Origin of the sequence: Caproiciproducens galactitolivorans (genome assembly GCF_026672255.1) — a bacterium.
GTDB classification, from domain to species: Bacteria; Bacillota; Clostridia; order Oscillospirales; family Acutalibacteraceae; genus Caproiciproducens; species Caproiciproducens galactitolivorans_A.
The window spans coordinates 84,247-111,167 of sequence record NZ_JAPOHA010000005.1 but is presented as its reverse complement, the minus strand read 5'-3'; the positions used below and the strand labels follow the sequence as shown (position 1 = coordinate 111,167).

Below are 26,921 nucleotides of genomic sequence, written 5' to 3'. Positions count from 1 at the left end.
AATGCAATCTGTCCCCATCTGCGCATTTTATCAAATATATTATAGTATAGAATATGGTATTTGAAGTGAATTGTCAATAGTTTTATGTAAACCGATTGAAAATTTTAATTGCTTTCTTTCACCCAGTATACGCTGCCGTCACTCATCCGGTCGAGGTAACCCAGCTCGATCAAGCCGCGGCGCAGGGTAGAATAGTCTTCCTGATAGATCTGCTTCAGAATTCCGTTGACATCCATCTCGGTATATTTTTTCCCTTTTTCAAACTGCCCGGCTATTTTTTTATAAATTACGGCCCTTTTCTTCGCCTTTGATGAAAGAACTTTCAATTTTAACGGTTCGAGCGAACTGAAAACATTCTTTAAAATTTTCTCTTCCTCTTCCGGGGTAATCGTAAAATCTTCCATTTCTATCCTCCGACTTATTTTTATATACGATTTTACATCAGTTTTAAAAAAAGTCAAGTACGCGCACCGCGACGGAAACGTACGAAGGGGAGTCTTCACCTGGGTGAAAACTCCCCTTGCTTTAGCGGTTTTTATCCAAACCGGTTTGCGGATCAATCGGCGTATCGGCTTCCAGCGGGCTTGTCTCCCAGCTGTCGTTTTCATGACGGTCAATCGGTACACGGTTATTGGGTTGATACGAACTTGTATCGGTATTGGCGTTCTTCTGATAGTCCGAATTTTTTTCCGCCTGTTCTATACAATTCGCATCGGTAGTATAATTACATTTTTTTGTATCGTCATCCGAAATGCCATTTACGTTTGTAGGGAAACTATATTTTTTGCTCATTATGATGCTCTCCTTTACATTATAATAGAGGGGAATTCGATTCGAATCCCAATCTTATAATATCCCCTGCCAATTGCCGTTTATTCCTTCCATTTCCGTACAGCAAAATCTGTTTTTATTTTCAATCATTTTAAAAAAATCTTTTAAACAACTGAAAAAGCGGGGGATTCCGGCACAACCGGGAGAAAACTGCGATAAAATAGCAACAGGCGTACCGTTCAAAAGAACCGGCACGCCTGCTGCTATGGTGTGTGTCGAAACATGGAATAAGTAAAGGAGTAATCAAATTTTATTCAGAGCTTTTTCTCTGAAGCGGATTCCTGTGCGGCCTCTATAATTTCCTCCATATTCTGATTCGAACTGGAGCCAATCGCGGCCACGACAGCGCCCTCAACCAGAGGGCAATCGACCATTTTTATTTTTCGATCGGGCATACTTTCCAAAACCATTTCCGCCGTCATAACGGCGCTGCCCATATCCATAAGAATCAAAACTCCGTCATCGGAATAAACCGAATCGACAGCTTTCGTAATTTTTTCAAAACTGGTTCCCAATGTGCCATCATCCAGCCCGCCGGCAGCCACGACCGGTGCCTCACTGGCCATCATGCCGGCCAGCTCCGCAACGCCCTGCGCAAGCTTTTCACTGTGTGATACAATCACAATCCCTACCATACCGTTTTTCCTTCCTGCTTATCAAAGCGACCTTTGAATTACCTTCAGCATTAAGCAGGAAGAAGTTGCGCCCGGATCCTGATGACCAATGCTTCTTTCACCAAGATAACTGGCTCTTCCTTTGGTTGCAATGATGGTTTTTGTATATTCCACGCCTTTTTCAGCCGCTTCTACACCCTGTGAAATTGCAGCTTTAAAATCGTTGTTTTCTTCATAAGTTTTTTTGATTGCATTATAAGCGGGAATCAATGCGTCGAGCATCGTTTTTTCGCCCTCGTGCGCTTTTCCGCGCATTTTGATTCCTTCAATGGCCGCGTCCATTGCATTGAGAAAATCGCCGCCGTCCATTTCATTCTTCGCGCCGACCGCCGCGCCCGCTTTCATAAAAGCGGTACCGTAAAGCGGCCCGGAAGCCCCGCCGACGGTTGAAACCAATGTCATTCCAACAGCCTTTAAAATGGAACCGATATCTTTACCGGAAAAATCGGCCAGTTTTTTCTCTACCTCTTTAAAACCCCGGGCCATGTTAATCCCGTGGTCGCCGTCGCCGATAACATTATCCAATTCTGTTAAAAAATCCTTCTCCATTTGAATTTGTTCGCTGATCTGTTTGATAATTTCAAGTACCTTGTTACTGTCCGTCATAACAACATCCCTTTCAGAAGCAATACGTTTCCCTGTATTCTTAACAAATTATATATATGCAGACAGATAAAGAATATGCGGCGGAGCGGAGAAACTCCGCCGCTTTCCAACGATTATTCTTTAAAGGCCGGTGTGTCGGCTTTCGCATCGAGCAATTCCTTCAGTTCACTGTCCAGCCGCAGCAACGAAATGGAAAATCCCGCCATTTCAATGGAGGTCATGTAATTGCCTACAAAGGTCTTATAGATTTTAATCCCTTTTTCGGTAAGATAATCATGAACCTTATTGTTGACAATAAAGAGTTCCATCAAGGGGGTCGCGCCGGAACCATTGATCATAACGGCCACTTCCTTACCGCTGTAATCAATATCCGCCGTAATCTTATCAAGAAGCATCACGGCGATTTCATCGGCGCTTTTGATTTTCTCTCTGTGTGTGCCCGGTTCGCCATGGATACCGATACCGATTTCCATCTCATCCTCGCTGAGTTCGAACCCGGGTTTTCCCGCCGCAGGAACAGTGCAGGGAGTGAGCGCCATTCCCATGGTTCGCACATTGTCAACTACTTTCTGCGCTACACGGTGGACTTCATCCAGACTTGCGCCTGTCTCCGCCTTCGCACCGGCTATTTTGTGAACAAACACCGTACCGGCAACGCCGCGGCGCCCGGTTGTGTACAGGCTGTCTTTCACGGCAACATCGTCGTTTGTTACAACATATTGCACGTCAATACCGTCGCCCTGTGCCATTTCCGCCGCCATTTCAAAGTTCATCACATCGCCTGTGTAGTTCTTGACTACCATTAGCACGCCCTTATCCGTGGCGATCGCTTTGATTCCTTCGTAAATCTGATCAGGAGTGGGAGAAGTAAACACTGCCCCGGCCACGGCACAGTCGAGCATACCCTCGCCTACATAACCGCCGTGAGCCGGTTCGTGGCCGCTGCCGCCGCCGCTGATTAACGCAACCTTGCCTTCCTTCTTGTGTGCCCTGACAACAACATTTCCGCAGTCCAGCTTGCGAACATGATCCGGATAGGCTTTTACCATGCCTTCGATCATTTCGCGCTCAACATTTTCGACGCAGTTCATTAGCTTCTTCACAAAAATGCCTCCCGTCAAATATTAAATTTTCCAAATACGGTTATTACCCGTATTATTCTACATCCCTCGTTGCAATGATATCAACCGGCGTACCGCACACATTTTTGATTACAACTTCCCCAATGTGAACCGGGCGCATGACGGACTTGCCGGAAATCTCTTTCAAGCAGTCGAAGATCTTGCTTTTTTCAATCGGCTTCGATGTTTTAACTGAAAGTGGCTGATCGGCTCCATAAACATGCATCAGGGCGGTTACCATTCTCGTGGGAACGGTCAGCTCTTCCTGCGCATATTTTTTACCGATATTGCAGGTATATCCTTCGATGGAAAGAATTTTATCCCCATCCAGTTCGGCTGTAATCCTGCATCCCATCGGGCAGCCGATGCAAGTAATTTCTTTTATCATGATTGCTGCGCCTCCACTCTTACAGTGATTTTGTCAGCATTTGTATTTTTCCGGAGGTATTCCGGGCTGAACTTTAATGTTACCATTTCGCCGGGCGTAAGGATACGGCTCTTCTTTGCAGCCACCTGAACATCCCCAACGTCTATGCAAACCTGCGCGTCTTTGAAAACGCCTCTCGGACGGAACATGATTGTAATCGGTTCGTCAAGTTCCTGGGAGATATGCTGCGGAACAGCGCCGGAAACGCCGAAACCACTGACAACTTCAAGGGTATTTTCTTCTTTCGGAAGCTGCCCCTGTACATATTTATGAGCGTTCACGCCCGCTTTCGCGGATTCTTCGGAAACGTAGTCAACCAAATCATGAACATGCAGAACATTTCCGCAGGAGAAGATGCCTTCTACCGAGGTTTCCAGATTTTCGTTTACTTCAGCACCGTTCGTCGCCGGAGAAATCTTAACGCCCGCCATGGTGGTCAACTCATTTTCAGGAATCAGGCCGACCGACAGCAGGAGGGTGTCGCACTCATAATACTGCTCTGTTCCCTCAATGGGCTTGAGTGTCTTCGGATCCACTTCGGCAACCGTAACGCCTTCCAGACGCTCCCGGCCCGCGATATCGACAACCGTATGGCTCAGCAGAAGCGGAATGTCATAGTCGTCAAGGCACTGAACAATGTTTCTCTTTAAACCGGCGGAGAAAGGCATTAATTCGACGCAGGCCAAAACCTTCGCGCCCATGAATGTCATTCTGCGGGCCATGATCAGGCCGATATCGCCGGAGCCAAGGATAACGACGCGTTTCCCCGGCATCATGCCTTTTAAGTTCGTAAACTTCTGCGCGGTACCGGCGGTAAAGATACCGGAGCATCTCCAGCCCGGCGTGCCAAGCGACCCTCTCGGGCGCTCGCGGCAGCCCATCGCAAGGATAATGGATTTTGCCTTGAAGTGCTCAAGGCCGGCGCCTCTGCTGACCGCCGTAACAACCTTGTCCGGTGTAATATCAATAACCATGGTATCGCACTGGGCAGGAATGCCGTATTCGAGTACCTTGTCGATATATCTCTGCGCATATTCCGGACCGGTAAGCTCTTCTTTAAAGGTATGCAGCCCAAAACCGTTGTGTATGCACTGCTTGAGTATGCCGCCGAGATTTTCTTCTCTTTCAAGGATCAGAATATTTCTGCTGCCTGCTTCGTAAGCGGAAATTGCAGCCGCCAAGCCCGCAGGGCCGCCGCCAATAATCAAAATGTCAACATTACGCATTTTCATTATCCCCTTTCTCAAAAAGGTAGCTTTCAATATACTTGGAGTTTCCTCCGAACTTTGTCACCTCAAGCGGGGATATATGAAGCTCTTCACATAATATTTCCACGGTCCTTGGTGTGCAGAAACCGGCCTGACATCTGCCCATTCCGGCTCTGGTTCTTCTCTTGATTCCGTCAACCGATCTTGCGCCGACCGGCCTGCGGATCGCTTCCCGAATTTCAGCTTCGGTTACCGTCTCGCATCTGCAGACAATTTTCGCATAATCCGGGTTAATGGAGATTGCTCTGGCTCTCTGCTCGTCGTTCATCTCGCGGAATTTCGGAATGCCCTTGCGGATCGGATCGAAGTTTTCGTTCTTTTTCGCGCTGAGCTTATCCGCAATCATTCCGGCAAGGTATTCGGCGATCGCCGGGGCGGAGGTCAAACCCGGTGATTCGACGCCTACCGCGTTGAAGAACATCGGGGCATCCGGAACCTCGCCAAGGACGAAATCGTCCCGGTTGCAGTGCGCGCGCAGCCCGGAATAGGTTGTAATAAAGCTTCTCATCGGAATGTGTTCCCATGTGAGGCTCGCATATTTCAATACCTTTGCAAGACCTTCCGTTGTGGTTCTGGTATCCATCTTATCGTCGATGTCTTCCGCGGTTGGCCCAAGAAGAACCGTGCCGTCGACTGTTGGGGAAACCAAAATTCCTTTGCCCATTTTCGTCGGGAGCTGGAAAATAGAAGCATGGAATTCGTTGGCATACTTCTTATCCACAATATAATACTCGCCTCTGCGGGGAACAATCGAAATCTTGTCTTCCGAAACCATGTTGTTAATGACATCTGAGTAAAGTCCGGCGCAGTTTACAACCGCTTTTGCGGTAAAAGTACCGGCTTTGCTTATAACTTTCCAACCGTCCTGCGTTTTTTCAATCGCAGTAACCTCTGCTTCACGGTAGAAATTAACACCGTTCATCGCCGCGTTTTCCGCATACGCCTGAGTCATTTCGTACGGGCATACAATCCCGCCGGTTTCGACCAGCAATGCTTCATACGCTGTAGAGCCGATGTTCGGTTCTCTTCTTCTAAGTTCATCCTGTCCAATAATGCTAAGACCCGGAACTCCGTTCTCAATGCCCTGTTGCTTTAATTTCTCAAGTGCTTCGTGACCGTCGGAACCAAAGGAAACGACTAAAGAGGTATTGCGCTTGTGGGGAACGTCCAGCTCCGCACAAATTCGATCGTACATTTTATTGCCTAAGACATTGAATTTTGCTTTCAGCGTGCCCGGTTTGGCATCATAACCGCCGTGGATAATCGCGGTATTGGCCTTACTTTGGCCATTGCTGATATCATCGGTTTTCTCAAGCAGCGCTATGTTAAGGTTGTATCTTGACAATTCGCGAGCCACACCGCATCCAACAACGCCTCCGCCAATGATAATTACATCTATCATTTTGTGTACACCACTCTTTTAATTATTTGGGATTTTTAAAATAATGCAGGGGCAGACACGATGTTGCCCCTGCAAATATTTTGTGAATATATCGCTATGTACTTACAAGGTATATCGAATACTATAATATAACCTAATAAATAGCGCTTACTCCTACCACGGAATCGCCGCGAATAAAAATGCTGCAACAAGACCGCCGATGATCGGTCCAAAGACAGGAACAATAAGACCATACTTGAAGTTGGAATCGGCCTTATCTTTAATCGGGAGAATCGCATGAGCGATACGAGGACCAAGGTCACGGGCAGGGTTCATTGCGTAACCTGTGAGTCCGCCTAAGCACATGCCGCAAGCAGCGATGATTCCCCATACGAAGAAGAAGCTAACACCTGAGCCAGCTGCGCCCGCAACGTTTCCGAAGCCGAGGAGGGCAAAAACAAGTACGAATGTTGCAAGTGCTTCCTGGAAGATATTGCGGCCCATATTGGGAATGGACGGACCGGTGCAGAAAACGCCGCGTTTCGTTGCTCCATCATCTGTAGCATCAAAATGATCTTTAAAGGCAATATAAACGATGATAGCGCCTACAAAGCCGCCCAGCATTTGAGCAACAATATAACCGGGAACCTGGGCCCATGGGAACTTACCAATTGCCGCCAATGAAATGGTCAGCGCCGGGTTAAAGCTGGCACCGGAAGCCGCACCGAAAATGCAGGCTGGAACCATTACCGCGAGACCCCATCCGATACCTGTCTGAACTGTTCCGGCGCCCTTTTGTCCGGATTTGTTAAGGCTTACGTTGCAGCAGCAGCCGTCGCCGAGGAGAACCAACAGAGCCGTACCTAAAAATTCAGCTAAATAAGGTAACATAAACAATACACCTCAATCTTTTTTAATACCGGCCCCGCGAATGAACTCGCCATCCGGCGGGGCCGGGTTAGAATAACTGTTTTGCTTACTTTTCTATTTCGAACGAGTGAATCAGTCTTCCTTCGCCCAACCGAAAGAGCATTTAACAGCCTTGTTCCACCCTTTAATAATTTCCGTACGATGAGCGCTGTCCATGGAAGGCTCAAAGATCTTGGAAATCTGCCAGTTCTTAATAACATCCTCTTTGCTTGCCCAATAGCCAACCGCAAGGCCTGCCAGGTAAGCCGCGCCCATAGCCGTTGTTTCAATGCAAACCGGTCTGTGAACAGGAGCATTGATGACATCCGACTGGAACTGCATTAAGAAGTTGTTCGCGCAAGCGCCGCCGTCAACCTTCAGGGCGTTCAGCGTAATGCCGGAATCTTCCTGCATTGCTTTCAGAACGTCATATGTCTGATAAGCAAGGGATTCCAAAGTAGCACGGATGAAATGATACTTGTTAACGCCTCTGGTAATACCAACGACTGTACCTCTGGCATACTGATCCCAGTGCGGAGCGCCAAGGCCTGTAAACGCAGGAACGACATAGCAGCCGTTTGTATCCTTAACCTTTGTTGCCATATACTCGGAATCCGGGGAAGAATCTACCAGACGCATCTCATCGCGCAGCCATTGAATCGCAGCGCCGGCTACGAAGATGGAACCTTCGAGTGCATAATTTACTTTTCCGTCAAGTCCCCATGCAATGGTGGTAACCAAGCCGTTCTTGGAATAAACCGGCTTCTCACCTGTATTCATCAGCATGAAGCAACCTGTACCATATGTATTTTTCGCTTCGCCGGGGGTATAGCAAGTCTGGCCAAACAAAGCAGCCTGCTGGTCGCCTGCGGCGCCGGCAATCGGAATTGGGCCACCAAAGAAGGACGAATCCGACTCGCCGTAAACGCAGCTTGACGGCTTCGGGGTCGGAAGCATGCATTCCGGAATATTCAATTCGGAAAGGATTTCTTTATCCCATTTCAGTTCCGTAATGTTGAACAGCATGGTTCTGGAAGCATTGGAATAATCGGTTACATGAACCTTTCCCTTTGTCAGTTTCCAGATCAGCCATGTTTCAATGGTACCGAACAGTAAATCTCCGGCTTCCGCTCTTTGCCTTACGCCCGGAACATTGTCGAGTATCCATTTTAATTTTGTGCCCGAGAAGTAGGCGTCAATCATTAAGCCTGTCTTTTTCCGGTAAGTTTCTGTTAAGCCCTTTGCCTTTAAAGAGTCGCAATACTCTGAGGTACGTCTGCACTGCCAAACAATGGCATGGTAAACAGGCTCGCCTGTTTTCTTGTCCCACACAACGGTTGTTTCACGCTGATTGGTAATACCAATTGCCGCGATGTCGGCGGCTACGGCGCCAATCTTCAGCATTGCTTCCTGCGCAACACCGATCTGGGTGGACCAAATTTCCATTGCATCATGCTCAACCCAGCCGGGCTTCGGAAAATACTGTGTGAACTCCTTCTGCGCTACGCTGCACATTTCACCTTTCTCATTGAAAAGAATGCAGCGTGAACTGGTTGTGCCGGCATCCAACGCCATTACATACTTGGCCATAAAAAAACCTCCCCTAAAATGTTTTTCCGATACAAAAATTGTATCTTTGTTTGCCCTAAGGCACCTTCCCATAACTTTGGTTTTCCGGTTTTCACCGCATCACCATCTATGCGTATATCATAGCACTATCCCACCGGTTTGTATTTAGACAATTCGTTTGCTTTGTTTAGATACGATAATTATTATATAAACCATTCAATTTTTTTGGTGATATTTGTAGAGTATACCACTATTTTTAGGTAATTTTTCTACATTGGATTAATCCATCTTAGTAACCATTAACAAATTCTGCCAATAAAGAAAGGAAAAACCCCGTACAAAATGTACGGGGTTCCGCTAAATTGCGATTCGTTTTTGCTTTTCCGTGCCGTGATAAATCATCCGGAGCAGCGCTTTTATTTTTCCGATAAGAAAATCTTCGTCCTCCGGCATCCCCCGGCTGATCCATTGAATGCCGTAATTTACAAAGGCCAGAGTAAAAAAGTCCACAAGAAATTTTGCATCCTCTTTGCTTATGTATTTGTTGTTTACAATATCGATTCCGAGCTTTTCCACCCAATTGTGGACAACCGGCTGCAAATAGCTTTCCATGGCCTCCTTCTTAAGGGAGCGTATGGTGTTTCTGCAGAAAGCCCGATTGGCTTTGCAATACCGAATCACCTTTAAAGCCGCTGTTTCCCATGGCTCATCTCTTTCCTCAACCACCTGATTAAAGATTTCATTGTTGTAAATCCAGCTCAGGAGCTCATACATGTCCTTGAAATGATAGTAAAAAGTCTGGCGGTTTAAACCGCAGTTGTTTGTCACATTTTGAACGGTAATTTTATTGAATGGTGTATGGCTCATCAGTTCTTTCAGCGAATTCGCTAACTGCTGTTTGGTTTGAGACGGATATTCCATGCTTTCTCCTCCATTTTCACATTCAACTTTTTAAACAAAATAGAAAGGCATGCACTCGACAATAATATATATTATACTATAAAGCAGCAATATGTTTCAAGGGCATTTTTAATTTGCAAAAGCGGATACAGGATGCAGGACGTTCTATTTTTCCCATGCAGATTTATCAGCCAGTATTTGAATAATAAAAAAAGCAGTTCCAAGTCCAAGCAAAAGATCACCAATGCTGATAAATCCGCCGATTCGCGGAACCGGAATATACAGGATATCGCTTAAAAAAGAAAAATTCGCACCGTTTGACGCTACGAAATAATTGGCCCTTTTCGCATATACCGCTTCCGCGGTGATATTCTGATAAACGGAAAGCGCACGCGCGGACACGGGCATACGCCACCCGTTACAGGCTATCACGAAAAAATTGCAGAATGCTCCCAGCCCAATCAGGGAAACCGGAATCCGTTTCTTCCGGTTCAGAATGAGAAAGGCAAAAATGCATAAGTAACTGGAAATCGTGAACAGCCAGCCAACTTTTGCCGCAAAGGCCGGGAAACAGGAAAACGGCAGCTCGAGGGCAAGCCCCAGAATGGGGAGCCACAGGCCGCGGATTTCCATTATATTTTGATACCGGTTTTTCTCCCCATGAAAAAGATTCATCAAGGTTGCAATCAGGATACCGGCGAGCGCAAAAAACAGTAAAATCATTCTCGTCCTCCCGTTTTTAAATTTCGCCCTTTTCGCACAGCACTTCCAGAAAGGCGGATACCACTTTCGGATGGAACTGCTTCCCGCTTTCCTCCTTCAGAATGCTGACCGCCCGCTCAACCGGCATGCTTGCACAGTAAGCCCGATCGCTCGTCATCGCGTCAAAAGCGTCCGCGACCCCGATAATATAGGCTTCCAGGCCAATCTCGTCCCCCTTTGTGTGGTCGGGATAACCGCCCCCGTCGTACCGTTCATGGTGGTGGCGTATGGCCGAACGAACTTTTCGGTTCAGTTTCACATTTTTTAAGATCGATTCGCTGATCAGCGGATGCGTCATAATCACCTTTCGCTCCTCGGGCGTAAGCGGGCCGGGTTTGTTCAGAATTTCATCGTCAATCCCGATTTTACCCACATCATGGAGCAAAGCCGACACCTTTATATCATCCTGCTCCACCGGGGAACAGTGCAGTTTGCGCGAAATCAGTTCGGCGTAATCCTCCACGCGGTGGGAATGCCCTTCGGTGTATTTATCCTTTGCCTCAAGCGCCGCTGTAAGCGTTTTCAGCATATTGTAATAATTTTGTTTTACATCAAGGTACAATACGAAACTGTATCTTGCCAGCAGCAGGGGAAGCATGATCAGAAGCACCATAAATTCCCCGTTTTCCATATGCATAATTCTTACAATAAAATAGGCGATCGGAGCCGAAGCAACGATATTCGGGAAAAACTGGTACAGGCTGGTAAACAGCGACGGAAAAAACGGGGCCTGGCGGTTCAGGTAAAACAAAAACATCAGGATTGCGCAATTTAAAATAAAAAATGTAAGAATGGAAAGAAACGCCGGAATGAAATTCCGGGTCAGATTGATGTTTTCTATGACTCCTCCGGTCTTCTGGTACACAAGGGCGGCCAGAAAAGCGGAAATTGTGATATTTCCGGCGTTAAAGGCCGTCTTAATCGGCGGCTTGTTGAAAAGATGGTCATATGTCCTGTCCCCGGTATTGGTCGGAACAATAATAAACGGCGTCGCAATAAGAACCATCGCCGCCGATACAACCGGCCCTTTGCACAGAATCGTAGCCAGATTGCAGATAAAGGACATATCGATGGCGTAATCTTTTCTTATGTAAATCGGAAGACACCGGCAAAGGATATACAAAAGCAAAAGAACGCCAAACTGCATCAGTTCGGCTTTGGGATTCGGATCGAAAAAAACAGAATGAAAATATTGAAAAACACAGTATGAGCCAAGCGTAATTCCGATTACTGAAATGAAATAAGCGTATATTTTTGAAGTACGGCTCATATGTAACCTCCTTCTATATAAAAAATCAGGTTTGCAGTTTATGTTAACGAGTTATTGCCAGGTAAATGCAGCGCCTGCAGCCGCAATAACAGAAAGAACGGACATCAGCGCGAAGATGATTTTTTTCATCGATATAGCCTCCGTAAAACAAACTCTGTTCTCCGCTAATAAACAGGCTATATCCGCTACGCTAAAAAAAATGACTGCAAACCTGATTTTTTGCAAATGGGAACCGGCCTACGTATTGGCCAGTTTTCGGTTCAGGGCGTCCAGCGTGGCTTTTACAACCGCCGAACCCGCGTCGTCGCCGATAAAGGAACTTCCCAGAAAGTGCTCCACACTGCTCTGAATTTTCACGGCAATGCTGACGGCGACCGCCTTTTCACCGGCCAAATCAAATACGTTAACCGCAACCGGCGAAAGCCGGACACCCGGGTCGGCAAAATTCGCAACCGCATTCAACGTCGCCTGGCAGATCATTTTGTTGACCTCCATACAGTCGTTCAGGCCCGAAGCCTCGCCGTTGAAGGTGGAATCTCCGTCGCGAAGGGTAACGCAGGCGGAGGAATGCTGCTTGCTCTTGGAAATACTGATTTCCTCAAAAACAAGGCGGTCTTTAAACTTAACGGTATTCTCAGACGGGATCTGCGCGATACTGATCAGTTTATGATCAACATTCAGGCCGAAACGCACCATTAAAGCGGACTGGATGTCCCGCGCGATTTGCTTTGGGGAACGGCTTGTATCCGAAAGCGCATGGATTTCGGTAATTTCCTCCCCGCTGATCACAATATGGGATTTGATAATTCCCGACAGTTTGTCTACCAAATCCGCATATTCCTTCGCCGCATTCATTTGGCGTATCTCCTCCATTTGAGAGCCTCCCCTATATCAAAATGATCGTACATTGTCAAATTTCCGTTCCTTTAGATTATATTAAATTGTGGTTCGCTTAGCAATGCCTTTGGAAAATATTATAACAGATTTATCCTGCATTTGCTAAAAAATTATTTTTCCCTTCCCCTTTTTCGTTCGGGTTTTCCCGCTGAAAGCGCTTCCGGCCCCGGCGGGATCGCCGCACAAAAAAATCGCATGGATTGTAAGCGATACAAGCCATGCGGAAGTTTATGTTTTTTTAATAAATTCTGTCTTGCAGACGGGACAGGTAATACAAATTTTCCCCTTCCCCCTCGGCACGCGAAGGGTATTGGAACAATGCGGGCATTTAAAATAGCGGTGGGTCTGCCGATCCTTTAAACGGCTGTTTGAACGGCTGAAAAACTTTTGCACCCGGGTTTTTACAGGATACCACCATCGAAGGAACCGGTTGTTTTCCTCATAGCGGCGGTTGATATTTCTCGAAAATATCCGGTAAAAACAAAAGATAAGCGGAATCAGGGAAAGCAGATATAAAAACGGTATCCGGATAAACTGCAAAACAAGGGAAAGCACCATATAAAGAACAAGCAGCGCAATGGAAAGCTGATCCGTTCCATATCTGCCCATCATCATTCTTCTGAACCAGTTCATAAAAAGGATCTCCTTTGTATAAAATACGGGATTTGCGGCTTTCGTCCCCGTATTATTTTATTATAACATGGAGAGCCAACCTATGTTTGAATGAATCGTGAAGGTTTTATGAAGCAAATTGAATTCCCGGTGTTTTCACCATATCGGACAGTAAGACGCTGTGCATATCGGCCGACCGGCCGCCGGCGAGCCGAACCTTGCCGTCCGGGCCAACGCAAAGGTCTTTTCCGCACAGGATCTTATCCGAAATATACTGCTCGTCCCGGTTAAAATCAAACACGAACAGCGGTTCCCCCGCTTTCCCTCTGTGCGAACAGACATGGCGGTACACCTGATCTTCAAGCTGCTGATCCTTTAAGTCACTGTTAATATAGCAGCCGAAGAGACAGCCCAGATCAATCATGCGCTGGGTAAAGCCGTCCCCCGTCAGATCATCCACATTTTCTTGATTGTAGTACGCATGGAAGCCGTAAAAACACTTCCATTCATGCAGATTCCGAAGAATTTGTTCCTCCGTTCCCTCTTTCCCGTCCCCCGTCATATCGGCGGAAAGAATCAGGTTCGGCGTTTTTATCATTTGTTCCCTAAACGGGGACAACGCGGCCGTCGGTTTCACCGCAACAAAGAAGCAGCATTCCCGGTGACTTTTGCAAAGCTTCAGCACCTGCCCCATTTTTTCACCGCATCCCCCGAGCTGGATGATACAGGTATAAATGCCGAGGGAAACGGAGTCGGCAAGGATTTTATCCATTTCCCGAAAACTCAACGTATTCTCCCCGTCCACGCTACAGTCAAAACGCAGGAGCCACGGGATGTTTTTGCCCGCGGCCGCCTCTTTGCCGCGCAGGATTTCCGCTCCGTAGTTCAGGCCGGTGTATCCGAAATTCAGGCTCACGGTCTTTACGGTATCCGGACAGACGTTCCGGATCATATTGAGAACCAGCTTGTTATAGGGATTGTCCGGCTTTTTCAATACCTCCTGCGCAGTTTTAAAGAACTGTTTCTGCGCCGACGTTTTGGAAAAGTTGTCTCCCATATCCGCCAGGTTGCGGATACTTCTCTTCGGATCGGACTGAATATCCCGGATGGCTTTATCAATCAGCATACCAACGGCTGTCCGCATCATTTTATGTCTGTATTCCATTTTTTCCGCTCCATTATTTTCCGTTATTTTCATGATTCAAGTATAGAAGGAATCCCCCTGAAAAGGAATAGACAGTTTCCCTATTTGTCCTGTTTTCTTACAGTTAACGGGATATGTCCAAAGCTTTAAAAACGCCCGGCAGTGACCGGATGTTTTAAAGCAGGCCGCAAGCCGCGTTACTGGGCAATTTCCGCGGTTTTTCCGCCGATGAAGTCCAACAGGGCGCGGGGTTCCACTTCCACCTGCGCGCCGATTTTTCCGCCGCTCACGATGATGGACGGAAGTTGTTCACAGCTGGAATCAATGACGGTCGGAAACTGCTTTTTCATTCCGATGGGGGAACATCCGCCGCGGATATATCCGGTTATTTTGTTGATTTCACTCACATGAATCATCTCAACCGATTTTTCGCCCACGCTCTTTGCGGCGGCCTTCAGATTCAGCTCCTTGGCAACCGGAACAACAAAGACATAAAAAGCATGGCCGGCGCCCCGCGTTACAAGGGTTTTAAAAACCTGCTCAACCTTCTGCTCTAATTTTTGGGCTACGGAAACACCGTCGATTTTGCCGTCTTCATGGTCGTAAAAATAAAATTTATAGGGTATTTTCGCCTGATCCAAAATGCGCATCACATTCGTTTTATTGTTATCCTTTGCCATTTCGTCTCACCTTTCGCATCCGCTGAAAACTACTGCTCAATCCTCCACTTGATTCCCTGCGGGGTATCCTCCAGCACGACATGGCGCGCCTTCAGTTCGTCACGGATTTTATCCGCGGTCGCCCAGTCCTTATTTGCTCTCGCCTTTGTGCGTTCGGCAATCAGGTTTTCGATTTCCGTATCGAGCGTGGTTTCTTTCTTCGTATAAAGCAGGCCCAGCACATCCGCAAGCTCGTTAAACAGCTCCAGCGCAAAGCGGCAGAGCTCTTTCGAAGGAGCCGTGGAAGCGTTCAGGTTCGAGTTGATATCGCGCGCCAGATCGAACAGCGCGGAAACCGCGTCCGCCGTGTTCAAGTCGTCTTCCATCGCCTCAATGAAATGGTCCTGATGCTCTTCCAGTCTGCGGCGCGCGGCATGCTCGTCCGGCTTTTCGCCCGCGGGGGACTTCTCCATCAGGAACTGCAGGTTGTCCCGGCAGTTGTAAAGCCGTTCAAGCGCGGCCCTGCACTGCTCGATCACCTCTACGCTGTAATTGATCGGCGTGCGGTAATGCGAAGCGACCATCAGGTAGCGGATCGGCTCGTAGCCGTACTGGTCGGCAACGTCGCGGACGGTAAAGAAATTGCCGAGGCTTTTGCTCATTTTACGGTTGTCCACATTGATATAGCCGTTATGCATCCAATAATTTGCGAAAGGCACGCCGTTGCAGCATTCGCTCTGCGCGACTTCATTTTCATGGTGCGGGAAGATTAAATCCTGCCCGCCGCAGTGGATGTCGATCGTTTTGCCGAGGTAGCGGCGCGCCATGGCGGAGCATTCGATGTGCCAGCCCGGGCGGCCTTCGCCCCACGGGGAAATCCAGCTCGGCTCGCCGGGCTTCGCACCCTTCCAGAGTGCGAAGTCCATGGCGTCCTCTTTAATTTCGCCGGTGGCAATGCGCGCGCCGGCCTGTAAATCCTCCAGAGGCTGATGCGAAAGCTTTCCGTAACCCGCGTCCTTCTTCGTACGGAAATAAACGTCCCCGTTGTCCGTCGGGTAGGCGTATCCTTTTTCAACAAGATCGGAAATCATTTTGATAATTTCATCGATATTCTGGGTCGCAAGCGGATGAATCGTGGCGGGCCGTACATTCAGCCCTTTCGCATCGGTCTTGTATTCGTCGATATACCGTTCGGACACCGTCCGATAATCGCTTCCCTCTTCCATCGCCTTCCGGATGATTTTATCGTCGATATCGGTGAAATTCTGAACGTACGTTACCTTTATCCCACGGTATTCGAAATAACGGCGCAGCACGTCAAACACACAGATCGGGCGTGCGTTTCCGATATGGATGTAATTGTACACCGTAGGGCCGCACGCGTAAATTTTGACCTCTCCTGCCGTCAGCGGTACGAATTCTTCCTTCTGGCGTGTTAACGTGTTATAGATTTTCATCACAATTTTCCCCTCTTTGTTTGATGATTTCATCAAGCTGTTTTTGCAGTTCGCGTAATTTTAATGCCATTTGGCAAAGTTCCTGCGATACGGGGTCCGCAACGTGAATCTGATCCAGGTTGCAGGGACGCACCCCGTTCAGCCGGACAACTCTTGCGGGAACGCCGACGGCCGTCGCGTTGTCCGGAACCTCGTCGAGAACCACCGCGCCCGCCGCAACGCGAGCGTTGTCGCCGACGCGGAACGGGCCGAGCACCTTTGCCCCCGAACCGACCATTACGTTGTTGCCAAGGGTCGGGTGGCGTTTTCCGTGGTCTTTCCCGGTGCCGCCCAGCGTTACCCCCTGATATAGCGTGCAGTTGTCGCCGATAACGGTAGTTTCCCCAATTACGACGCCCATACCATGGTCAATAAACAATCCTTTTCCAATGGTTGCTCCGGGATGAATTTCGATTCCTGTTTTATGTCTCGCCCGCTGCGACAGATAACGGGCGATAAACTTCATGTTATGTTCGTAAAACCAGTGCGCCCTCCGGTACGCGCGTACCGCCTTGAAACCGGAATACAGAAAATAGACCTCGAGTCTGGACCTGGCCGCCGGGTCGCGTTCCATAAAGGAATCCAGTTCTTCTTTGAGTTGTTTAAACATTGCTTGCCTCCACACAAAAAAGCCGCCTGCGTCCCTAAAGGGACGGAGGCGGCGTCTCACCGCGGTTCCACTCCGTTTTATCACTTTAAAGCCTGTAACGGAGCCTGCCGTGCGGGGATACTGATTTCCCCCCGCCTGCTCACGGATGCATTTCGCCGTCTGCTCTGCAAAGGACGTTTCCAGCCTGGGCGTCCTCTCTCTGATGCATACAGTACGGTTACTTCTTCCGTTCATCGCATTTGAGTCATACTGATACTATAGCACTCTCTTCGTAAAATGTGACAATAGTATATACCAAAATTCAAAGGAAGTAAACCCCCATGGATTTTCACAAAAGGGCGAATCTCTATTTCATGGTATGAATCACACCGAAATTCTGTACAATATAAATCACGCCGGAAAGCAGCGCGAAAAACGTCGCGATAAGAATCAGAACATAACCGACCGCGCCGAATGCCGCCTCGCTGGACATTCCGCCGATTGTAAAGGCTTGAAGCTTGCCAAGGGTAACCAGTTCCTGCACGTACTGAAAAACCAGAATGGCAATGATGGCGATAATCTGGCTGACGGTTTTTGTTTTGCCCCATTTGTTCGCGGCGATCACCACGCCGCTGTCCATCGCGACAAGGCGGATGGAAGTCACCATGAATTCGCGCGCGATAATCAGCAGCACACACCAGGTCGCCGCAAGCCGGAGGTCGACAAAACAGACCAGCGCGGAAACCACCAGAATTTTATCGGCAAGGGGATCGAGGAATTTCCCGAAATTGGTAACCTGATTGTTTTTACGCGCAAGCTTCCCGTCGTAATGGTCTGTAAGCGCCGCCGCGCCGAACAAAACAGCCGCCCAAAGATAATGGTGCGGGATGCCGGGAATTAAAAGTACAGCGACAAAAAAAGGAACCAGTATAATGCGTATTACCGTTAATTTATTCGGAAGATTCATGTACGCGCCTCCTATTCAGCAATCATTCCATACAGTTCACAGTCGACACATTCCAATATTTTTACATCTGTAAAGCTGCCGGTCTTTAAACGTTCATTTGCTGTAAAATAAATACGGCCGTCAATATCCGGCGAGTCCGCCCAGGAGCGGCCCACCCAGCATTCGGATTCCTCCTCGTAACCTTCCGTCAGAACCCGGAAGGTCTTTCCGGCCTGCTGCTCGCCCCACTCCTGCATGATATTCATCTGGTCTTCCATAATCAGCTCCATCCGGCGCTGTTTCACATCCTCGTCAATCTGGCCGGGCATTTCCGCCGCAGCCGTCCCCTCTTCCTGCGAATAGGGGAAACATCCGAGGCGCTCAAAGCGGATGTCATGCACAAACTCCGCAAGCTCCGTAAAATCTTCTTCCGTTTCGCCCGGGAAACCGGTAATGAGCGTGGTGCGAAGAATCAGATTCGGTATCTTTGCGCGCATCTTCTGAATCAGCGCGGTTAATTCTTCGCGGTTCCCCGTACGGCGCATGGATTTTAAGAGCCGCTCGCTGCAATGCTGAAGCGGCAAGTCCATATACTTTACAATCTTTTCTTCCCCGGCGATTGTTTCGAGCAGTTCGTCGGTAATGTAATCGGGATAACAATACAAAACGCGAATCCAGGAAACGCCGTCAATTGTACACAGTTCCTTTAAAAGCTGGGAAAGCATCAGCTTTCCGTAAAGATCCCAGCCGTATCTTGTGGTGTCTTGCGCGATCAGAATCAGTTCCTTTGCGCCGTTTTGCACCAGCGTTTTCGCTTCCCCGACAATGTCCTCCATTGTTCTTGAACGGTAATGTCCGCGGATAAACGGAATTGCGCAGTAGGCGCAGCGGTTGTCGCAGCCTTCCGCAATTTTGATATACGCGGAGTAACCCGGGGTGGAAAGACGGCGTTCGCCGCTGAGCGGCAGAAGCGTTTTCTCCGGAAAGCTTTGGAGCTTTACACCATTGAGCGCTTTCCCGACCACGGCGGCAATGTCGCTGTCCGCGCCGATTCCCGCCACAGCGTCCACTTCCGGCAGTTCTTTTAAGATTTCCTCGCGGTACCGTTCGGCAAGGCAGCCGGTAACGATAATCGCCTTAAGTTTCCCCTGTGCCTTGAACCCGGCAAGCCGCAGGATTTCGTCAATGGACTCTTTTTTCGCCGCGTCGATAAAGCCGCAGGTGTTCACAATCGCGGCATCCGCGTCTGCGGCGTCGTCCTTTATTTCATAGCCCGCCCTTTGCAGCGCAGCCATCATCATTTCGGCATCCACCTGATTTTTGGCGCAGCCAAGGCTTACCAAGCCTACACTATATGCCATCATTCGTCCTCGTTTTCCATTTCATTTATCGCTGTTCGGATATCATCCCAATGGTAGCCGAGCCTTTGCAGCGCGGCGATGCTTCTGCGGCGGCCTTTTTCATCCTGCGGCAGAAGCCCGTATTTTCTGCGGATAATCTCCTGTATTTTCTGAACGGGGTCCGGCGCGGTTTCCTCAATAATCTGCTCCGCAAGCTCCCGGTCTATTCCCTTTTGCTCCAATTCCCTTCGCGTGCGGGAAGCGGAATAGCCTTTGCGGCACAGCAAATCTGCCGCCAGACGTCTTCCGTAGTCCTCGTCGTTGACAAGGCCGATATCCGCCATGTGCTGCGCCGCCGCTTCCGCGGCTTCGCGGGAAGCAACGCGGCTGATCTTATCCGCCAGCTCCTTCTGCGAATGGCTCCGGTGCTCCAGAAGATAAAGCGCTTTTTCGCCGGCGCGCCGGCTGTCGCTGTTCTGAATCAATTCGTGAAGCTGCTCGTCGCTGATTTCACGCCCGGCCCGAAAGCCAGACTTTAAAAGCGTTTCGGTATCGATATTCACCGCGAATTCCCCGTCGATAAACAGCGCCGAAAGGCTTTTCCTGCGCGGTTCGACCGCCGTAATCAGCATCAGTCGTCGTCCGCGGAAATGTCAATATCGGCGGACTTGCCGCGGGAAGTGTTTTTCGCCGGTTCGGGAGTTTCCGCTTCAACCGGTTTTGCCGCGGAAGCAGAATCCGAGGCGTTTTTCGTGAACAGTTTCGAAACATTCTCCTTGACCAGCGCTTCTACTTCGCCGGCGATATCACTGTTTTCCGCTAAGAAGTTCTTCGCGTTGTCGCGTCCCTGCCCAAGGCGCGTTTCTTTATAAGAGAACCAAGCGCCGCTTTTTTGGATAATGTCCAGTTTAACGGCAAGATCGAGCAGTTCCCCTTCGCGGGAGATGCCCCTGCCGTACATTACGTCAAATTCCGCCATACGGAACGGCGGGGCGATTTTATTTTTTACCACCTTCGCACGGGTACGCGAGCCGATCATCTCGGTGCCGTTTTTCAATGTCTCAATTTTACGGATATCGATGCGTACGGAAGCATAGAACTTCAGCGCGCGCCCACCGGGAGTAACCTCCGGATTGCCGTATGAAACCCCAACCTTTTCACGGAGCTGGTTGATAAAGATGGCGACGCAGTTCGATTTCGAAATCGCGCCCGCCAGCTTGCGCAGCGCCTGGCTCATCAGGCGCGCCTGCAAACCGACGTGGCTGTCGCCCATTTCCCCTTCGATTTCCGCGCGCGGCACCAGCGCGGCAACGGAGTCAACCACGATTACATCAATGGCTCCGGAACGCACGAGCGCTTCCGTAATTTCCAGCGCCTGCTCGCCGGTATCCGGCTGGGAAACCAGAAGCGAGTCGACGTCTACGCCCAAGGCGCGGGCATAAACCGGGTCGAGCGCGTGCTCAACATCGATAAACGCGGCGTTCCCGCCGTTTTTCTGCCCCTGCGCAATGCAGTGCAGGGCAAGCGTGGTTTTACCGGAACTTTCCGGCCCGTAAATCTCGGCGATTCTTCCGCGCGGAAGCCCGCCGATTCCCAGCGCCAGATCAAGCGACAGCGAACCGGTTGGAATTGCCTCCACATGCATTGCCTCATTCTGGCCGAGACGCATCACCGCGCCTTTGCCGAATTGTTTTTCAATGTTCGCGAGCGCCGTTTCCAGCGCCTTGTTCTTATCAGTCGCCATATCGTCCTCCGGTTTATGACAGGCCTTGCATCCTAAGATTTCCGGCCTCAAATTTGCTGTTTCTATCTTAAAATTATACCGTATCTCCAAACGAAAAGCAATATACGAACGGATAATCTCGAACGTACGTTTAATCCTTTTCCCGTACTCCGGCTACCACGCGGTCAATGCCGTTAAAGTCCTTTTCCACCCGTATCTGTCCGAGTCCGGCGTCCCGAAAAAAGGACGCAACCTTCGCCGCCTGCTTGTCTCCGACCTCGACCGCCGCAATGCCGCCGGGCTTTAGCTTCGGCAGCCACAAATCCGCGATTGCGCGGTAAAAAACAAGGCCGTCCGCGCCGCCTTCCAGCGCTGTGCGCGGCTCATGCTTCACTTCCGCCTGCAAAGTCTTCATTTCATCGGCTGTAACATAGGGCGGGTTGGAAACGATGCAGTCCAAAGGAGGAAATTCCTCCGTTCCCGGATGCAGAACATCCAAACGGACGGGTTTTACGTTCCGGAACCCTGTTTCTATAATATTTTTTTGCAGATAGGAAAATGCGCCGTCGTAAAGTTCCGCGGCGCAGATTGGCGCATTGGGAAACAAAGAGGCAAGGCCGAGCGCGACCGCGCCCGTACCGGAGCAAAGATCAAGGATTTCCGGATTTTCCTTTCCCTTCAAAAGCTCCGCCGCCGTGCGCACCAAAAGCTCCGTTTCCTCGCGCGGAATCAGAACGCCCTCCCCGACCAAAAGCTCCAGCTCCATAAACGGCCATTTGCCGAGGATATACTGAAGGGGCCTGCCTTGCGCGCGTTCTTCAATCAGCGCGGTATATTCCCCGATTTTTGGTTCCTGCGCCGGTTCACCGTCGTGAACCGCCAGCTCCTGCCGGTTATAGCCGAACACCTTTTGGAACAGGCAGGCCGCATCAAACGCGGGGCTTTCGTTCCCGGCAGCCGCCAGCGCGCTTTTGCCCTTACGGTAGGTTTCTGCCAAAGTCAACGTCCACACCGCTTTTCAAGTGATATTGATTTTATCCTCGCCATTTTCCGGAATGACCTGCTTCATGGCGGCAATGGCAACCTCGATCATGCTGTCGTCGGGCTCCTGCGTGGTGATGCGCTGCATCCAAAGCCCCGGCGCGGCGATAATGCGGGTCGCGGTGTTGTCGCAGCGCCCGCAGAGCCGGATAAATTCATATCCGATTCCCATGATCAGCGGGATGCACAGGATTTTTACAATTGTCCGGACCAACGGGTTGCCGAACGGGATAAAGAAGCCCACAATAATCCCCAGAATCAGCATAATAACCAGAAAGCTGGTGCCGCAGCGCGGATGAAACCGGCCGTGGCGGCGCACGTTTTCCACGGTGAGCTCCTCGTTGTTTTCGTAGCAGAAAATGGTTTTATGTTCGGCTCCGTGATACTGGAAAAGACGGTGGATTTCCGGCATGCGGGAGCAAAAATAAATGTAAAGGATAAAGATGGCGATGCGCATAACGCCTTCCACGATGGAACGCCACGGCGCAAAGCCGGGGCCGGCGGCATAGTCGCGGATAAGATTAAAGAGAAAGGTGGGAAGCATGAAGAACAGAACGACCGCCAGCAGAACACCCAGAACCGTGCTTGCTACCATAATTGCGTTCATCATTTTATCGCCGAAGGTTTTTTCCACCCATTTGTCAAATTTGGATGGCTCCGCGTCCTCCTCGATGCCCGCCTTTTCAACGGAAAGGGAAAGGGCTTTATAGCCCATGGTAAGCGAATCGACCATCGCCGCAATGCCGCGAAGCAGCGGCAGGCGGAGGATGGGGTACTTGTTCTTTACAAATTCCGTATTCATATCCTCAAGGGAAATGCTGCCGTCGCTCAGCCGTACGGCGATTTCTGTCTTCTTGGGCCCGCGCATCAGGATTCCTTCGATCAGCGCCTGCCCACCGATGGACGTGATGCATTTTGTTTTTTCTCTAGCCATTCTTTTCGGAGTTCCTTTCTTCGTTCTCTGCTTCATTTTCGGGGTTGTCTTCCAGTTGTTTTAAGGTTGGGATAAAAATGGTTACAGCGGTTCCGACATTCTCGCGGCTCTCGATTTCCAGGCTGCCGGAATGGAGCTTCATAATTTCGTCGGCAAGCGCAAGGCCGATTCCCGAGCCGCGGACGGTCTGATTGGCCTTGTAGAATTTCCGCTTGACTTTCGGCAGGTGCTCCGCCGGAATTCCGCAGCCGTTGTCGCTGATCACCACGCGGATAAAGCCGCCCGTTTCCGCGGCGGTAACGTTGATCGTCCCGCCCTCATCGGTATATTTCAAGGCATTGTCGATAATATTGACGAATACCTGCCGCAGTCGGTTGATATCGCCCAGAACCGGCGAGAGCATGGCGGGCTCCTCGTAAAGAAGGAACTTATTCTCCATTTTGGCGCGCTCGCTGAACATATACACGGCTTCGCCCAGTTCGGCAAGAATATCGATCTTGTCCATGGTCAGCGTCATGCGGCCGCTCTGCATGCGGGAAAAGTCGAGAAGCTCCTCCACAATGCCGGAAAGGCGCTCGGATTCGCGGATAATAATCCCCATTCCGCGCTCAATGGTTTCCCTGTCGTTTTCGCCGCCCTGCATGGTTTCCGCCCAGCCCTTGATGGCGGTGAGCGGAGTGCGCAGCTCGTGCGAAACGGAAGAAATAAAATCGTTTTTCATTTTTTCGGCGGCTCCCAGTTCGTCCGCCATATCGTTGATGTTATCACAGAGCTGCCCGATTTCGTCATCGTTTACTTTCTGGATGCGCGCTTTAAAATCGCCCTGCGCGATCCGCTTGGCGGTTGCGCCGATTTCCTTAATCGGGGTAATAATGGAATTCATGAAATAATAGCTGGAGATAATGACGAAAAGGATAATCAGAAGCCCGGCCAGAATCAGCGTGCCGCTGATTAAAAACACCTGTTTGTCGGCTTCTTGAAGGGAAGACACGTAACGGATTGCACCGACGAAGTTCCCGCGGTTATTGCGCATGACACGCGTAACGGCGATCACCTTTTCCCCGCTGGTCAGCTGCCCCGTCCAGGTGCCGTATCCGTTGGAACTGGTCAGCGCCTGGTGGTAATCCGGCATCGGCTGGCTTTCGTCCGGAGCGAAGCCGACGGAGGTTATGATGATTTTCCCGTTGGAATTGAACACCATCAGCTCCATGCTTTCCTTATTCGGAAAGTTTTCCACATAATTGCGGGCGGCTGTGCTGAATTCGCTGGGGGATTTGCGCCCATAATCGGCGAATACGTTGGTCAGCTCGTCGGAACGGCTGCTCAGCGCCGTCTGTATCCCGCTGTAAACATAGTCGCGTATCACATAGGAAAGGGTAAGAATCAGTGTAACCAGGATAAACAGGATGACGCCGAGGCTGTTTAAAAGCCAGCGCTTCGTTATGCCGGTTGCCTTCATACTCTTTCCCTTCCTTCCTTTTCAATTCCGCGGGTCAGGCTTCCCACTTATAGCCGAGTCCCCAAACCGTAACAATATGCTTCGGGTTCGACGGCTCATCCTCCACCTTCATGCGGAGCCGGCGGATGTTCACATCCACGATTTTTTCCTCGCCGAAATACGCGTCGCCCCAGACATGCTTCAGGATTTCCGTGCGGTCAAGCGCGGTACCCGGATTGGAAAAGAAATATTCCATGATCTGGAATTCCACCTGCGTCAGTTCCACCGGCACGCCCTTTTTCAGCAGCGTGCGGCTCCTAAGGTTTAAAGCGAATTCGCCGGAACGGATTTCCTCCTTGAAATTATTTTCATTGCGCATCTGCTCCAGCGCAACCCGGCGGTACACCGCGTCCACCCGGGCAACCAGTTCGCTGGGGCTGAACGGCTTTGTAACGTAATCGTCGGCGCCCATCATCAGCCCGCTGACCTTATCCATCTCCTGCGTGCGCGCGGTAAGAAGGATAATTCCGATCGAGCCGCTTTTCTGCCGGAGTTCCTTGCATACGGCAAGGCCGTCGTACTTCCCCGGCATCATGATGTCCAGCACGGCAACGTCAATATTTCCGTCCTCCCGTTCATACACTTCCAGCGCTTCTTCCCCGTTGGTCGCTTCGAACGTGTTGTAACCCGCGCGTTTCAGATTAATCACAACAAATTCGCGTATTGCCTGTTCATCTTCGGCAACAAGGATGTTTTTCATACCTGCCCCTCCGTTTATCCAAAATTATTCCTGATTCATCAGTTTAAAGCTGTTCTTCACATCGCTTCCGCTTAAAGAAAGCGGATTGTCCGGCGAGGGAGAACACGCCGCAAAGATCATGTTATTCGATTCCATAAGCTCATAAAAGCCGGGAGCCTCTTCCCCGCCGTCCCATTCGCTTTCAGAGAACACCTGTATTTTCAAAAGCGCGTCGCCTATCGTTCCCGTTACTTTCTTTTTGTCCGCCTTCCACTCGTAGAACGTAACCGTACGCGTTGCCGTATCCGCCTTGGTCGTAATCCTGCCGCGCCACATGTCCGGTATTAAAAACCAGTACCCGTCGGAGTAATCAAGCGCCATGCTCATAACACGCACAAGCGCGCCGGTCTGCGTATCGTAGCGGTTCCAGTCCGTAATATAGGCGGAATCGTTATTCGCCTGGTCGTTGTAGCCCGGCATCAGGCTGACCATCGGCACCTCTATAATTTTATCATTGTTGATATCCTTCGATACGACGGAAGTGTTCCGCACGGTGTAATTGGCTGTTTTCGTCCGGGAATCGAAGAAAGGCGATTTTAAAGCCTTGGCTGTTTTATCCCAGTAAAGCATCTCCGTAACAAGCGTATTCGCGCTTTTCATCCCGTCCAGTACGATGCCGTTCTGCTTTTCGTTGATCAGGCCGGTCTGGGCGGACGCGTATTTGGTGACCCCGCTGTCCATCCGGCAGGAGCCCATGATCTCCACGTCTCCGTCCTTGATTCGGAGCAGGCGGGCAAGCGCGGGCTGGTCGCCCACGCTGACGCTCGCGGTAAAAATTTCGTCCTTGCCGTCCCCGTCAAAGTCCATAACCGCCAGCTCGGTATACGTCTGGTCGATCTTCAGTTCGTTCATCTTTCCGTTTTTATAGTAATACACGCAGATGGTGCTTGTATTATTCAGGCTGTTTCCCCATCCGACGATGACATCGTCCTTGCCGTCGCCGGTCACGTCGCCGAAGCAGACTTTGTCCACCTGGGCCGCCGGGTTGTTGAAAAAGCCCATGTCGGTCCATTTGCCGTCCTTCTTCATAAACATAAGATCGGTGCCGGAGGTTTCGTCGCCCTTTTGAAAAATCGCCATGGCCTCGTCGTTTTTATCTCCGCAGACGTCGTGCGTAATGATTGCTGAACGGTAATCCCCGCTGCGCGGGTATTTCAGCGTCATCTTCCCGTCGGTCTTGCTTTCCAGCAGCGCGTGAATATCCGCTTTTTCGCCGGTCGGCTTCGGCGGACGCATCAGCGTCTGCGCGTCCAGGCCCACAAACGAGCAGCCCGATAACGTCAGCGCGAGCACAAGCGCCATTGCTACAGCTTTCAGCTTCATTTCACCACGCCTTTTCGTTTTCTAGTCGATTATTCATTATAGCATTTTCTGACCAAAATGAACAGTATCAATTATGTAATCGATCCCCGCCCGAAAGCCCATGCTCCGTCCGCCGAAAGGCACCTTCTTACCCTGCCGCTCCGCGTGAACCTTGCGGCTTTCCGATTACGCAAAAAAAGCTGTATGACGTATCCCCGTTCGCCGTCCCTCTGATACCGCCGCTGATGCCTTGATGCAACAGCAAAGCCGCCGCACGGTTTCT

Annotated in this window: 28 protein-coding genes and 2 other annotated features (1 of these 30 running past the window's edge); all 28 genes read right to left on the bottom strand. The window is 50.0% G+C overall.

The features are described 5' to 3' along the window. Positions 1–30: a binding site (T-box leader), on the bottom strand; it reaches 204 nt to the left of the window's first position. Between the two features lie 74 nt (positions 31–104). After that, positions 105–404: a DUF2087 domain-containing protein gene (locus OUY18_RS06285; RefSeq protein WP_268057904.1), complete on the bottom strand. Its 300-nt coding sequence runs from the start codon at positions 402–404 to the stop codon at positions 105–107. Between the two features lie 121 nt (positions 405–525). Further along, positions 526–792: a hypothetical protein gene (locus tag OUY18_RS06280; protein WP_268057902.1), complete on the bottom strand. Its 267-nt coding sequence runs from the start codon at positions 790–792 to the stop codon at positions 526–528. A 293-nt stretch (positions 793–1,085) separates the two neighbouring features. Then, positions 1,086–1,466, bottom strand: a complete 381-nt coding sequence (gene dhaM, locus OUY18_RS06275; RefSeq protein WP_268057901.1) for a dihydroxyacetone kinase phosphoryl donor subunit DhaM — start codon at positions 1,464–1,466, stop codon at positions 1,086–1,088. 21 nt (positions 1,467–1,487) lie between these two features. After that, entirely contained in the window at positions 1,488–2,111 is a 624-nt protein-coding gene (dhaL, locus tag OUY18_RS06270) for a dihydroxyacetone kinase subunit DhaL (protein WP_268057900.1), read from the bottom strand. A 113-nt stretch (positions 2,112–2,224) separates the two neighbouring features. Then, the gene (gene dhaK / locus OUY18_RS06265; RefSeq protein ID WP_268057899.1) at positions 2,225–3,214 is read right to left on the bottom strand and encodes a dihydroxyacetone kinase subunit DhaK; all 990 of its coding nucleotides are present in this window, start codon (positions 3,212–3,214) and stop codon (positions 2,225–2,227) included. A 52-nt stretch (positions 3,215–3,266) separates the two neighbouring features. After that, complete coding sequence (locus OUY18_RS06260; protein WP_268057898.1) at positions 3,267–3,620, bottom strand: DUF1667 domain-containing protein; 354 nt, start codon at positions 3,618–3,620, stop codon at positions 3,267–3,269. Beyond that, a complete protein-coding gene (locus tag OUY18_RS06255) occupies positions 3,617–4,885 on the bottom strand; it encodes an NAD(P)/FAD-dependent oxidoreductase (RefSeq protein ID WP_268057897.1) in 1,269 nt (422 codons plus the stop codon). Before OUY18_RS06255 ends, OUY18_RS06260 begins: the two co-directional genes overlap by 4 nt. Further along, positions 4,878–6,329: an NAD(P)/FAD-dependent oxidoreductase gene (locus OUY18_RS06250; RefSeq protein ID WP_268057896.1), complete on the bottom strand. Its 1,452-nt coding sequence runs from the start codon at positions 6,327–6,329 to the stop codon at positions 4,878–4,880. The genes OUY18_RS06255 and OUY18_RS06250 overlap by 8 nt, the downstream gene beginning before the upstream one ends. Positions 6,330–6,482: 153 nt before the next feature. Beyond that, on the bottom strand, positions 6,483–7,199 hold the full coding sequence (locus OUY18_RS06245) for an MIP/aquaporin family protein (protein WP_268057895.1): 717 nt from the start codon (positions 7,197–7,199) through the stop codon (positions 6,483–6,485). 111 nt (positions 7,200–7,310) lie between these two features. After that, the gene (gene glpK / locus OUY18_RS06240; RefSeq protein ID WP_268057894.1) at positions 7,311–8,807 is read right to left on the bottom strand and encodes a glycerol kinase GlpK; all 1,497 of its coding nucleotides are present in this window, start codon (positions 8,805–8,807) and stop codon (positions 7,311–7,313) included. Between the two features lie 336 nt (positions 8,808–9,143). Further along, a complete protein-coding gene (locus OUY18_RS06235; RefSeq protein WP_268057893.1) occupies positions 9,144–9,707 on the bottom strand; it encodes a TetR/AcrR family transcriptional regulator C-terminal domain-containing protein in 564 nt (187 codons plus the stop codon). A 144-nt stretch (positions 9,708–9,851) separates the two neighbouring features. Beyond that, entirely contained in the window at positions 9,852–10,409 is a 558-nt protein-coding gene (locus OUY18_RS06230; protein WP_268057892.1) for a DUF5317 domain-containing protein, read from the bottom strand. A gap of 16 nt (positions 10,410–10,425) precedes the next feature. Then, on the bottom strand, positions 10,426–11,718 hold the full coding sequence (locus OUY18_RS06225) for an HD-GYP domain-containing protein (RefSeq protein WP_268057891.1): 1,293 nt from the start codon (positions 11,716–11,718) through the stop codon (positions 10,426–10,428). A 237-nt stretch (positions 11,719–11,955) separates the two neighbouring features. Further along, entirely contained in the window at positions 11,956–12,591 is a 636-nt protein-coding gene (locus OUY18_RS06220) for a hypothetical protein (protein ID WP_268057890.1), read from the bottom strand. A 252-nt stretch (positions 12,592–12,843) separates the two neighbouring features. Next, complete coding sequence (locus tag OUY18_RS06215) at positions 12,844–13,248, bottom strand: hypothetical protein (RefSeq protein ID WP_268057889.1); 405 nt, start codon at positions 13,246–13,248, stop codon at positions 12,844–12,846. A 106-nt stretch (positions 13,249–13,354) separates the two neighbouring features. Next, positions 13,355–14,392 carry a hypothetical protein gene (locus tag OUY18_RS06210; protein WP_268057888.1) on the bottom strand — a complete coding sequence of 346 codons (1,038 nt, stop codon included), beginning with the start codon at positions 14,390–14,392 and terminating at the stop codon, positions 13,355–13,357. 176 nt (positions 14,393–14,568) lie between these two features. Further along, positions 14,569–15,051, bottom strand: coding sequence for a Cys-tRNA(Pro) deacylase (ybaK, locus tag OUY18_RS06205; protein WP_268057887.1), 483 nt, complete (start codon positions 15,049–15,051; stop codon positions 14,569–14,571). A gap of 29 nt (positions 15,052–15,080) precedes the next feature. Continuing rightward, positions 15,081–16,487, bottom strand: coding sequence for a cysteine--tRNA ligase (cysS, locus tag OUY18_RS06200; RefSeq protein WP_268057886.1), 1,407 nt, complete (start codon positions 16,485–16,487; stop codon positions 15,081–15,083). Beyond that, positions 16,474–17,136, bottom strand: coding sequence for a serine O-acetyltransferase (gene cysE / locus OUY18_RS06195; protein WP_268057885.1), 663 nt, complete (start codon positions 17,134–17,136; stop codon positions 16,474–16,476). Before cysE ends, cysS begins: the two co-directional genes overlap by 14 nt. Before the next feature lie 41 nt (positions 17,137–17,177). Then, positions 17,178–17,379 (bottom strand) — a binding site (T-box leader). 103 nt (positions 17,380–17,482) lie between these two features. Further along, positions 17,483–18,082 carry a CDP-diacylglycerol--glycerol-3-phosphate 3-phosphatidyltransferase gene (pgsA, locus tag OUY18_RS06190; protein WP_268057884.1) on the bottom strand — a complete coding sequence of 200 codons (600 nt, stop codon included), beginning with the start codon at positions 18,080–18,082 and terminating at the stop codon, positions 17,483–17,485. A gap of 11 nt (positions 18,083–18,093) precedes the next feature. Beyond that, entirely contained in the window at positions 18,094–19,422 is a 1,329-nt protein-coding gene (gene rimO / locus OUY18_RS06185) for a 30S ribosomal protein S12 methylthiotransferase RimO (RefSeq protein ID WP_268057883.1), read from the bottom strand. Continuing rightward, positions 19,422–20,033, bottom strand: a complete 612-nt coding sequence (locus OUY18_RS06180; protein WP_268057882.1) for a regulatory protein RecX — start codon at positions 20,031–20,033, stop codon at positions 19,422–19,424. Before OUY18_RS06180 ends, rimO begins: the two co-directional genes overlap by 1 nt. Beyond that, complete coding sequence (gene recA / locus OUY18_RS06175) at positions 20,033–21,145, bottom strand: recombinase RecA (RefSeq protein WP_268057881.1); 1,113 nt, start codon at positions 21,143–21,145, stop codon at positions 20,033–20,035. Before recA ends, OUY18_RS06180 begins: the two co-directional genes overlap by 1 nt. A gap of 130 nt (positions 21,146–21,275) precedes the next feature. Beyond that, positions 21,276–22,121, bottom strand: a complete 846-nt coding sequence (gene prmC, locus OUY18_RS06170) for a peptide chain release factor N(5)-glutamine methyltransferase (RefSeq protein WP_268057880.1) — start codon at positions 22,119–22,121, stop codon at positions 21,276–21,278. A 21-nt stretch (positions 22,122–22,142) separates the two neighbouring features. Continuing rightward, a complete protein-coding gene (locus OUY18_RS06165) occupies positions 22,143–23,099 on the bottom strand; it encodes a DUF1385 domain-containing protein (RefSeq protein WP_268057879.1) in 957 nt (318 codons plus the stop codon). Then, positions 23,092–24,558 (bottom strand): ATP-binding protein, encoded by a 1,467-nt coding sequence (locus OUY18_RS06160; protein ID WP_268057878.1) that lies wholly within the window; start codon positions 24,556–24,558, stop codon positions 23,092–23,094. Before OUY18_RS06160 ends, OUY18_RS06165 begins: the two co-directional genes overlap by 8 nt. 34 nt (positions 24,559–24,592) lie before the next feature. Then, positions 24,593–25,297, bottom strand: coding sequence for a response regulator transcription factor (locus OUY18_RS06155; protein WP_268057877.1), 705 nt, complete (start codon positions 25,295–25,297; stop codon positions 24,593–24,595). Between the two features lie 24 nt (positions 25,298–25,321). After that, positions 25,322–26,659 carry an FG-GAP repeat domain-containing protein gene (locus tag OUY18_RS06150; protein WP_268057875.1) on the bottom strand — a complete coding sequence of 446 codons (1,338 nt, stop codon included), beginning with the start codon at positions 26,657–26,659 and terminating at the stop codon, positions 25,322–25,324. Positions 26,660–26,921 lie beyond the last annotated feature (262 nt).

What these genes read in the sequence shown, in the direction of transcription:
- OUY18_RS06285 (WP_268057904.1), bottom strand. Translation starts at nt 404, where the DNA reads ATGGAAGATTTTACGATTACCCCGGAAGAGGAAGAGAAAATTTTAAAG.
- OUY18_RS06280 (WP_268057902.1), bottom strand. Translation starts at nt 792, where the DNA reads ATGAGCAAAAAATATAGTTTCCCTACAAACGTAAATGGCATTTCGGAT.
- dhaM (WP_268057901.1), bottom strand. Translation starts at nt 1,466, where the DNA reads ATGGTAGGGATTGTGATTGTATCACACAGTGAAAAGCTTGCGCAGGGC.
- dhaL (WP_268057900.1), bottom strand. Translation starts at nt 2,111, where the DNA reads ATGACGGACAGTAACAAGGTACTTGAAATTATCAAACAGATCAGCGAA.
- OUY18_RS06260 (WP_268057898.1), bottom strand. Translation starts at nt 3,620, where the DNA reads ATGATAAAAGAAATTACTTGCATCGGCTGCCCGATGGGATGCAGGATT.
- OUY18_RS06255 (WP_268057897.1), bottom strand. Translation starts at nt 4,885, where the DNA reads ATGCGTAATGTTGACATTTTGATTATTGGCGGCGGCCCTGCGGGCTTG.
- OUY18_RS06250 (WP_268057896.1), bottom strand. Translation starts at nt 6,329, where the DNA reads ATGATAGATGTAATTATCATTGGCGGAGGCGTTGTTGGATGCGGTGTG.
- OUY18_RS06245 (WP_268057895.1), bottom strand. Translation starts at nt 7,199, where the DNA reads ATGTTACCTTATTTAGCTGAATTTTTAGGTACGGCTCTGTTGGTTCTC.
- glpK (WP_268057894.1), bottom strand. Translation starts at nt 8,807, where the DNA reads ATGGCCAAGTATGTAATGGCGTTGGATGCCGGCACAACCAGTTCACGC.
- OUY18_RS06235 (WP_268057893.1), bottom strand. Translation starts at nt 9,707, where the DNA reads ATGGAATATCCGTCTCAAACCAAACAGCAGTTAGCGAATTCGCTGAAA.
- OUY18_RS06230 (WP_268057892.1), bottom strand. Translation starts at nt 10,409, where the DNA reads ATGATTTTACTGTTTTTTGCGCTCGCCGGTATCCTGATTGCAACCTTG.
- OUY18_RS06225 (WP_268057891.1), bottom strand. Translation starts at nt 11,718, where the DNA reads ATGAGCCGTACTTCAAAAATATACGCTTATTTCATTTCAGTAATCGGA.
- OUY18_RS06220 (WP_268057890.1), bottom strand. Translation starts at nt 12,591, where the DNA reads ATGGAGGAGATACGCCAAATGAATGCGGCGAAGGAATATGCGGATTTG.
- OUY18_RS06215 (WP_268057889.1), bottom strand. Translation starts at nt 13,248, where the DNA reads ATGAACTGGTTCAGAAGAATGATGATGGGCAGATATGGAACGGATCAG.
- OUY18_RS06210 (WP_268057888.1), bottom strand. Translation starts at nt 14,392, where the DNA reads ATGGAATACAGACATAAAATGATGCGGACAGCCGTTGGTATGCTGATT.
- ybaK (WP_268057887.1), bottom strand. Translation starts at nt 15,051, where the DNA reads ATGGCAAAGGATAACAATAAAACGAATGTGATGCGCATTTTGGATCAG.
- cysS (WP_268057886.1), bottom strand. Translation starts at nt 16,487, where the DNA reads ATGAAAATCTATAACACGTTAACACGCCAGAAGGAAGAATTCGTACCG.
- cysE (WP_268057885.1), bottom strand. Translation starts at nt 17,136, where the DNA reads ATGTTTAAACAACTCAAAGAAGAACTGGATTCCTTTATGGAACGCGAC.
- pgsA (WP_268057884.1), bottom strand. Translation starts at nt 18,082, where the DNA reads ATGAATCTTCCGAATAAATTAACGGTAATACGCATTATACTGGTTCCT.
- rimO (WP_268057883.1), bottom strand. Translation starts at nt 19,422, where the DNA reads ATGGCATATAGTGTAGGCTTGGTAAGCCTTGGCTGCGCCAAAAATCAG.
- OUY18_RS06180 (WP_268057882.1), bottom strand. Translation starts at nt 20,033, where the DNA reads ATGCTGATTACGGCGGTCGAACCGCGCAGGAAAAGCCTTTCGGCGCTG.
- recA (WP_268057881.1), bottom strand. Translation starts at nt 21,145, where the DNA reads ATGGCGACTGATAAGAACAAGGCGCTGGAAACGGCGCTCGCGAACATT.
- OUY18_RS06165 (WP_268057879.1), bottom strand. Translation starts at nt 23,099, where the DNA reads ATGGCTAGAGAAAAAACAAAATGCATCACGTCCATCGGTGGGCAGGCG.
- OUY18_RS06160 (WP_268057878.1), bottom strand. Translation starts at nt 24,558, where the DNA reads ATGAAGGCAACCGGCATAACGAAGCGCTGGCTTTTAAACAGCCTCGGC.
- OUY18_RS06155 (WP_268057877.1), bottom strand. Translation starts at nt 25,297, where the DNA reads ATGAAAAACATCCTTGTTGCCGAAGATGAACAGGCAATACGCGAATTT.
- OUY18_RS06150 (WP_268057875.1), bottom strand. Translation starts at nt 26,659, where the DNA reads ATGAAGCTGAAAGCTGTAGCAATGGCGCTTGTGCTCGCGCTGACGTTA.